The sequence below is a fragment of the Bartonella sp. AP40SXNS genome (genome assembly GCF_042195825.1).
Lineage (GTDB): Bacteria > Pseudomonadota > Alphaproteobacteria > Rhizobiales > Rhizobiaceae > Bartonella.
This window is the reverse complement of the sequence record NZ_JBHIPB010000003.1, coordinates 168,004-176,047: the sequence shown is the minus strand read 5'-3', so window position 1 is coordinate 176,047 and position 8,044 is coordinate 168,004. Positions and strand designations below refer to the sequence as shown.

Below are 8,044 nucleotides of genomic sequence, written 5' to 3'. Positions count from 1 at the left end.
TGGAACTTCAGCAACCATTGCTTCTGTTGTGATCAGAAGGCTCGCAATTGAAGCCGCATTCTGAAGAGCAGAACGCAAAAACTTTCACGGGATCAACAATTCTTGAAAGCAATCAAATCAACGAATTCACCGGTTGAAAAACATGAAAAAGCATAAAAAAAAACGGGCACAGAAGGCCCGTTTCTTTATTACTTCTATGGAATAAGAGCTTAGAAATCCATTCCGCCCATTCCACCCATTCCACCAGCAGGCATCGGAGGCATTGGTGTATCTTTCTTTGGAACTTCAGCAACCATTGCTTCTGTTGTGATCAGAAGGCTCGCAATTGAAGCCGCATTCTGAAGAGCAGAACGCACAACTTTCACAGGATCAACAATTCCCAAAGCAATCAAATCACCGAATTCACCAGTTGCGGTATTGTAACCATAAGTGTCAGCATTATTTTCCAGCACTTTGCCCACAATAATAGCGGCTTCTTCACCAGCATTGCTTGCAATCTGGCGCGCTGGTGCTTGTAGAGCACGACGAACGATACTAATACCAGCTTCTTGGTCAGGATTACTTCCCTTAACGGTCAACGCATTTGCTGCACGCAACAATGCGGTACCACCTCCAGCAACAATACCTTCTTCAACAGCAGCACGTGTTGCATTCAAAGCATCATCAACACGGTCTTTCTTTTCTTTCACTTCAACTTCTGTTGCACCACCCACACGGATAACAGCAACACCACCAGCGAGTTTAGCAAGTCTTTCTTGCAATTTTTCACGGTCATAGTCAGAAGTTGTTTCTTCAATCTGAGCCTTGATTTGATTGACGCGAGCAGTAATTTCAGCCTTTTGTCCAGCACCATCAATAATGGTGGTGTTTTCTTTAGAAATATTCACTTTCTTTGCACGTCCAAGCATATCCAAAGTGACATTTTCAAGTTTAATGCCCACATCTTCAGAAATAACCTGTCCGGATGTCAAGATAGCGATATCCTCTAACATTGCTTTACGACGGTCACCAAATCCAGGAGCTTTTACAGCAGCAATTTTCAAACCACCACGCAATTTGTTGACAACGAGCGTTGCCAAAGCTTCACCTTCCACATCTTCAGCAATGATAAGAAGTGGTTTTCCAGACTGAACAACAGCTTCAAGCACAGGAAGAAGAGATTGCAAATTAGACAATTTCTTTTCGTGAATGAGAATGTAAGGATCATCAAGATCAGCGACCATTTTCTCAGCATTTGTGACAAAATAAGGGGAAAGATACCCACGGTCAAATTGCATTCCTTCAACGACTTCTAATTCCGTTTCAGCGGTTTTAGCTTCTTCCACGGTAATGACGCCTTCATTGCCCACTTTTTCCATAGCATCAGCGATCATTTTACCGATTTCAGCAGCGCCATTAGCGGAAATTGTTCCCACCTGTGCAATTTCTGCTGAAGTTTGGATTTTTTTTGCTTTTTTGAAGAGGTTTGCCACCACTTCTTCAACAGCAGCATCAATCCCACGTTTAAGATCCATTGGGTTCATGCCCGCAGCAACAGCTTTAACACCTTCTTGCACAATAGCTTGTCCTAAAACAGTTGCTGTTGTTGTTCCATCACCAGCGATATCATTGGTTTTAGAAGCAACTTCGCGCAACATTTGTGCACCCATATTTTCGAACTTATCTTCCAGTTCGATTTCCTTTGCAACGGATACACCATCTTTTGTGATACGAGGCGCACCGAATGATTTATCAATCACCACATTGCGACCTTTAGGGCCGAGTGTCACCTTAACAGCATTAGCAAGGATGTCGACACCGCGCAACAAACGCTCACGCGCTTCACGGCCAAATTTGACTTCTTTAGCAGCCATTTAATTTCTCCTTGGAGTTTTCTCAAAATAGTACACAATGAAAAATTAAGCGCTTCAATTAGCCCATAATTCCCATAATGTCAGATTCTTTCATGATGAGGAGGTCTTCCCCATTAATCTTGACTTCAGTTCCAGACCATTTTCCAAACAAAATGCGGTCTCCTGTTTTGACTTCTAACGGCACGCGCTTTCCGTTATCATCGAGAGCGCCATTGCCAACAGCAATCACTTCGCCTTCTTGGGGTTTTTCTTTTGCTGTATCAGGGATGATAATCCCACCAGCCGTTTTATTTTCAGATTCAACCCGACGGACAACGACACGGTCGTGAAGTGGGCGGAATTGTATATTAGCCATGTTTTAAATCCTTAAAACTGAACATAATTGCATTAATCTTAAAAGTTCTTGCTAGCACTCTCAAGCTACGAGTGCTAGCATGTATTAGATATAAAATCGGCATCTCTCAATGTCAAGAATAGCCATAAAAATAATTTCTCTAAATGAAGCTTCAAAGTCTTGCCTCTTATTGCACTTTCGCGTTATCTATCTTTTTTGAGAACCCGTGAACAAAAAAGGATCTTATCATGGTTGAAACACGTCAGGAAACGGATAGCTTTGGAACGATTTCGGTACGTCAAGATCGTTATTGGGGCGCACAAACTGAACGTTCTCTGCATAATTTTAATATTGGCAGTGAAAAGCAGCCTCTTGCCATCATCTATGCCTTAGTCCTTGTCAAAAAAGCAGCAGCGATTGTAAATATGGGCAAAGGAAAACTACCAGAAAATATTGGAAAAGCAATTATTGCCGCCGCTGATGAAGTGCTTGCTGGCGATTTTGATACGCATTTTCCACTGTCCGTCTGGCAAACAGGTTCTGGCACACAAAGCAATATGAATGTCAATGAAGTCATTGCTAATCGTGCTAGTAAGATTTTGGGAGGAAAACTTGGAAGCAAAAAACCAGTTCATCCCAATGACCATGTCAATATGAGCCAATCATCGAACGATTCCTTTCCCACGGCGCTTCACATTGCCACCACGTTGCAAACACGCCAACACTTACTGCCAATCCTTGAAGCTCTTATTGCGACATTAAAACAAAAAGAGCAAGAATTTGCAGATATCATTAAAATCGGCCGCACCCATACGCAAGATGCAACCCCTTTAACCTTAGGGCAAGAATTTTCAGGCTATCGTGCCGCATTAGAAGCCAATTTTCAGCGTATTAAAAATGCTCTAACCGATGTCCAAATGCTTGCTCAAGGTGGTACGGCTGTTGGCACAGGACTGAATGCACCCAAAGGTTTTGACGTTGCTTTTGCGCAAACAGTGAGCACTCTCACAGAAATAACGTTCCAAACTGCCCGCAATAAATTTGAAGCACTTGCCCATCATGGCGCCCTTGCGCATTTCCACGGGAGCTTGAATGCCTTAGCTGCTGATCTGTTTAAAATTGCCAATGACATTCGGTTTTTAGGCTCTGGTCCACGTTCCGGTTTAGGGGAACTCAGTCTTCCTGAAAATGAACCCGGATCTTCTATTATGCCCGGCAAAGTCAACCCCACGCAATGTGAAGCCTTAACCATGGTCGCATGCCAAGTTTTTGGTAATCACACCAGCGTAACCTTTGCCGCAAGCCAAGGACATTTTGAACTCAACGTTTATAAACCTGTTATCGGCTATAACGTTTTACAATCAATTACCCTTCTTGGTGATTGCATGCGTTCTTTTGATATGCATTGTATTCAAGGATTACGGGCCAATCGTGTTCATATTCACTCGCTCATGGAGCGCTCACTCATGTTAGTCACAGCTCTTGCACCAGAAATTGGCTATGAAAAAGCTGCTGAAATTGCCAAAGCAGCGCATAAAAATGATACAACTTTGCGCACCGAAGCATTAAAAGCAGGGGTTTTTGTAGAGGATTATGACCGATTAGTTGATCCTAAAAAGATGATTGCTCCCCAATAAACAACCCACTAAAAAAGATGCAAACATCTTAAACAAATCTTTCTGTCAAAAGATCGGGGTGTAAACACCCCGATGATGACCGATAACAATTACCCACAGCGTTCATTTTAGGCTCTGAGCCGCATTTATGCTATGGGTGTTTTTGTTGCTTATATTGTACTTAAAAGGCACAACGATTTTGGAAAGGAATGGATAGTCATAGCTCAACACCCAATAGCTATACTGGCAGAAAGTGATTTAAATGGATATGACCTTAAGGTGTTTTTCATTCTAGCTTCGCGTCTTGATTTTGAAAATCTATTAGCTATCAACCAAACAAAATTAGCTCAAAAAAATCGGTATTAATAGACATAATTTCAATCGAAGTATAAAAAGATTAATGAATTCATCGTAGTTACGCTTTACAATGTTATCATTATTGATAACATTGGGTAAATAACTCTTATCTCAATGAGATAATGTGTTTATTTATAATAATAATCTAGCGTTATCCATATTGAACGAGAATCCTAAATACCGTAAGATTTTCTCATTTTAAATCTGTCCCATGTTGCATCAATCAAAATCACTGACTTGCACATCACAAACGCAATGAATGTATGAATAGAAATTGTATCCGATAAGGACTACAAACGCCTCTAATGAACAACCTCAAGTGCCAAGGACTGTCACAACGGACAAAGGGGCCTCCTGTCACAACATTGTGGAGAGGGCTGTCACAACACCCTACGAACTGCCAAATATAGTAATGGTACCGACTTTCTCCTTTATGAAGCGTAAAAGAGGTGCTCAATAGATTTATTATTATACCATTCACAATCGCTGTCATGAAATGGGTTTAGGAACATTGAGAAATGTCTCCTTTATGAAGCGTGAAGATGGGAGTGCTCAATAGATTTATCATTATATCATTCACAATCGCCGTCGTGAAATGGGTTTAGGAACATTGAGAAATGTCTCCTTTATGAAGCGTGAAGATGGGAGTGCTCAATAGAGGAACAGCTGTTGGAACAAAATTCGATGCACTGAAAGGTTTTGATCTTTGCTGAAACAATCCACTCTTTGACGAGATATCCTTGACAGCTCGCAAGAAATTGGAGGCATTTGCCCATTATGGCGCCCTCACCCATTTCCACAAAAACCTGAATGCACGCGCTAATCTCTTTAAAATAGCCAACGACATTCAGTTTTTAGGCTCTCATCCACGTTCCGGCTTTAAGCGAACGGAACGGAGAGTTTATCCGTTTTACATGGCGCATAAGAAACCTCATGAGACTTGAGATTCTCGCACTTTACTCCTTCTGATTCTTCGTATTCCATTCAATCAATCAAAACTATTCGCTTAGATTATTATAAGCAAAAGTGGCATATAGATAAAAAAGAAATAAAGTCGCCCATCCCCTCGAGTGCTCAAAAGGCTACCGCAATACAAAGCTATGCAATATCAAAAACGAGCAACGAATATGACGGTACCAATATGCATTTTTACGATAAATTGAATATTTAAGCACATTGGTGTCAATCATAATGGATAATACATTTAACAACAAAAAGTGTTTTAATATATATAAAGTAATATTTTTTTAACAAATAGAAAGCTTGTTTACTATACTATAATTTTTTCTAAAACACAGAGAACACTGAAAGAGTATATAAAAATACTGAAAAATCAATATAAACGCGGGATAATAGCATGAAAACAAGTTTCAAGAACGCTTAAATATGGATAATTATAGAGTTTTTGAATGTTTTAGTTTTCATAATGATATTAAATATAGATTTTTTTAACCAATTCGTATATAATGCGATTTGTATCTGAAATAAATTGGGGACGTTTTTATGAAAACAAAATGTTTAGTTGCACTATCTATTTTCACCTTCATTACCGCTTCAACAGCGCAAGCAGCAGATACAGTAATCTTTAAGCAATCAGAACCGAAGGTTTCATTGCAAGATGTTTCGTCATCACGTATTTCACCGGTTACTGTTTCTGCGCCTTTTTCTTGGTCTGGTTTTTATTTTGGAGGACAAATTGGATATTTTTCCAATAAAAATACTCTAAATTATGCACAAGAAGCTAGGGACGGAAAGTGGGCTTGGGTTGATAGAGATTTATCACCGAAACTATCAGGATTGAGAGCAGGTTTGTATGCAGGTTCTAATATTGATCTGGGAGATCTTGTTTTCAGTTTTGATACCGACATGGTCTGGTCTGGGAGGAAAAGCACCCAAACAGACAATGGAAAGAAAATTCTAGATGAATCAAACTCCATTAACATTGCCTTTAAAAAAGCTGGGATTCCTATCATAAAACCTGCAGCTCAGGGTGAAACGATATCCAACTATGGTGACATTGTTGTTAGCAGTGTAACATTGAAAGAAACGTGGTCTGGTGCCACGCGCGCGCGTATAGGTTTTGCTTCCCATCGTCTTATGCCTTATATTGCAGGGGGTATAGCCTATACACAGATGCAATATATCATGTCACTTTTATCAAAATCGCAAGAAGATTCGACAATTTTTGCTTCTGGCAATGTGTTAGATGAGACAAAAACAATGTTTGGTTACACTGTTGGTGGTGGTTTTGATCTTGCAATGACAGATAATATCATTATGCGGACAGAATATCGTTATTCAGATTTTTTTAAAAAGAAATTTGCAAACGATAACCTTAAAATCTCTTCTCAAACGCATGATGTTCGCTTTGGTATCGCTTATAAATTCTAAGTTTTTTAGAAAAGTTGAACGATTAAAAAACCCTGTTAAAAACGGGGTTTTTTAATGCCCCTTTACCCCTAAAAAGACGTAGATTCTAAAAGCCTGTACTAAACTGTAAACAAATAGTCACGAAACAATAAAGCCTCTCCCTCTCTTAAAGCAAGCTCCTATCCTCTCAGCCTTTCATGTAATGCCTTTGGAATATAAAAGCTTTACCATCATACCACTGGGCGCCATCGTAAAATAAATGAGAGCCGTTATTTAAGAGATATTTCTTTAAAATAAATATGGATATTGTGCATCAATTGCAGTTTTATAAGATGATGTTGACTTGGCCTCCCCGCTCTTAAAGGATAAAGATTCTAAAAAACCATTTTTAAACACCCATTTTTAAACACCATGTCCGTTTATAAAAACACAAAAACCCTTGGAGACTCTTGGAGGATATTGGGGGATATCGGGGGATATCGGGGGACTCTTGGGCGGGCTTCTTTGGGCTCCTCCGCATGGAATGCTCTTAAACCTACAGCAAGATAAACACATTTAAGAATATCCAACACACACCGAAAAAATACTGTAACGTTTCAAGGAAGTATGCCCTATATTACCACACTTCAAACGACAGTATTTTACCGCTATTGTATGCCAGAATGGAGAGAGGATATTGCGGTTCTCTGTTTATGTAATTTCTGTAACGGGAAGACAACTTCATTTAGGGAGCACATGAAGTTGTCAAGGTAAAAACCAATTTCCAATCTTACCATTTCCCTCTGCTTTACGACTTTCAAAAGCCTTTAAAGCACAATCTTTTAAGCCTCTGCTCCTGTCTTTTAAAGAGAGGAAATTACACATTGCCCCATGTTTTTGTTTCTCACATATCTTTTTTGGATCACACCCTTCATATCATACGGCAGCGCTTCAAACCAAACACACTCAAATTCAAGATACTTGGGTTGCCAATTCACATGCGTGTTTTAAAGAAACATCTCTCAAAACCCTCAAGCTCATTTTGCGACAGCACCCACAGGAATATAAAATCTATAGAGCACCATCTCTACACTTCATAAAAATGCAAGCTGGCACCATCCATCATATACTTTACCTCCAATGATGCCCTTGAAACGGCATAAGAGGCATTTTTATTCATTTTTTGTAAAATTTCACTCCACGCGAGCTCATCTAGCTTGCAACGTACAAGCGACATGATTTTGGTTGATTTACTACAAACAGACTTGAAATGAAAGAATCCTAGGGTATTAGAGGTTTTTCATTCAACATGCCAAACATTGAACACGGTCTATAAATCCCACGTTTTATACCCCCCATGTTTTATAAAACAACGTGATGCGCCGTAACAGGATAAAGGAAAATATTTATGAAGTGGTGCGGGTGGTCGGACTCGAACCGACACTCCTCTCGGAACCAGATTTTGAGTCTGGCGCGTCTACCAGTTCCACCACACCCGCACACTGCTATAAAAGACAGGACTATAAAAGACAGAC

The 8,044-nt window shown here is 39.9% G+C and carries 4 protein-coding genes, 1 tRNA gene and 1 pseudogene; 3 read left to right on the top strand and 3 right to left on the bottom strand.

Features of this window, described 5'->3' with window-relative positions:
- Positions 1 to 209: 209 nt before the first annotated feature.
- Both groL and groES read right to left on the bottom strand, forming a co-directional pair.
- Positions 210 to 1,853: a chaperonin GroEL gene (gene groL / locus ACFILZ_RS03420; protein WP_375606493.1), complete on the bottom strand. Its 1,644-nt coding sequence runs from the start codon at positions 1,851 to 1,853 to the stop codon at positions 210 to 212.
- Positions 1,854 to 1,911: 58 nt separating this feature from the next.
- A complete protein-coding gene (gene groES / locus ACFILZ_RS03415; protein WP_005774667.1) occupies positions 1,912 to 2,208 on the bottom strand; it encodes a co-chaperone GroES in 297 nt (98 codons plus the stop codon).
- Between the two features lie 227 nt (positions 2,209 to 2,435).
- Between groES and fumC the strand changes: the two genes are divergently transcribed.
- The 3 genes and pseudogenes from fumC to ACFILZ_RS03400 all read left to right on the top strand — a co-directional run bounded on the left by fumC (position 2,436) and on the right by ACFILZ_RS03400 (position 6,551).
- Positions 2,436 to 3,824 carry a class II fumarate hydratase gene (gene fumC, locus ACFILZ_RS03410; protein ID WP_375606494.1) on the top strand — a complete coding sequence of 463 codons (1,389 nt, stop codon included), beginning with the start codon at positions 2,436 to 2,438 and terminating at the stop codon, positions 3,822 to 3,824.
- Between the two features lie 995 nt (positions 3,825 to 4,819).
- Positions 4,820 to 5,038 (top strand): annotated as a pseudogene (locus ACFILZ_RS03405) (lyase family protein); the annotation flags it as partial.
- A 625-nt stretch (positions 5,039 to 5,663) separates the two neighbouring features.
- The gene (locus ACFILZ_RS03400; RefSeq protein WP_375606495.1) at positions 5,664 to 6,551 is read left to right on the top strand and encodes an outer membrane protein; all 888 of its coding nucleotides are present in this window, start codon (positions 5,664 to 5,666) and stop codon (positions 6,549 to 6,551) included.
- 1,372 nt (positions 6,552 to 7,923) lie between these two features.
- Here the strand turns inward: ACFILZ_RS03400 and ACFILZ_RS03395 are convergent.
- A tRNA-Leu gene (locus ACFILZ_RS03395) sits at positions 7,924 to 8,008 on the bottom strand.
- Positions 8,009 to 8,044 lie beyond the last annotated feature (36 nt).

What these genes read in the sequence shown, in the direction of transcription:
- groL (WP_375606493.1), bottom strand. Translation starts at nt 1,853, where the DNA reads ATGGCTGCTAAAGAAGTCAAATTTGGCCGTGAAGCGCGTGAGCGTTTG.
- groES (WP_005774667.1), bottom strand. Translation starts at nt 2,208, where the DNA reads ATGGCTAATATACAATTCCGCCCACTTCACGACCGTGTCGTTGTCCGT.
- fumC (WP_375606494.1), top strand. Translation starts at nt 2,436, where the DNA reads ATGGTTGAAACACGTCAGGAAACGGATAGCTTTGGAACGATTTCGGTA.
- ACFILZ_RS03400 (WP_375606495.1), top strand. Translation starts at nt 5,664, where the DNA reads ATGAAAACAAAATGTTTAGTTGCACTATCTATTTTCACCTTCATTACC.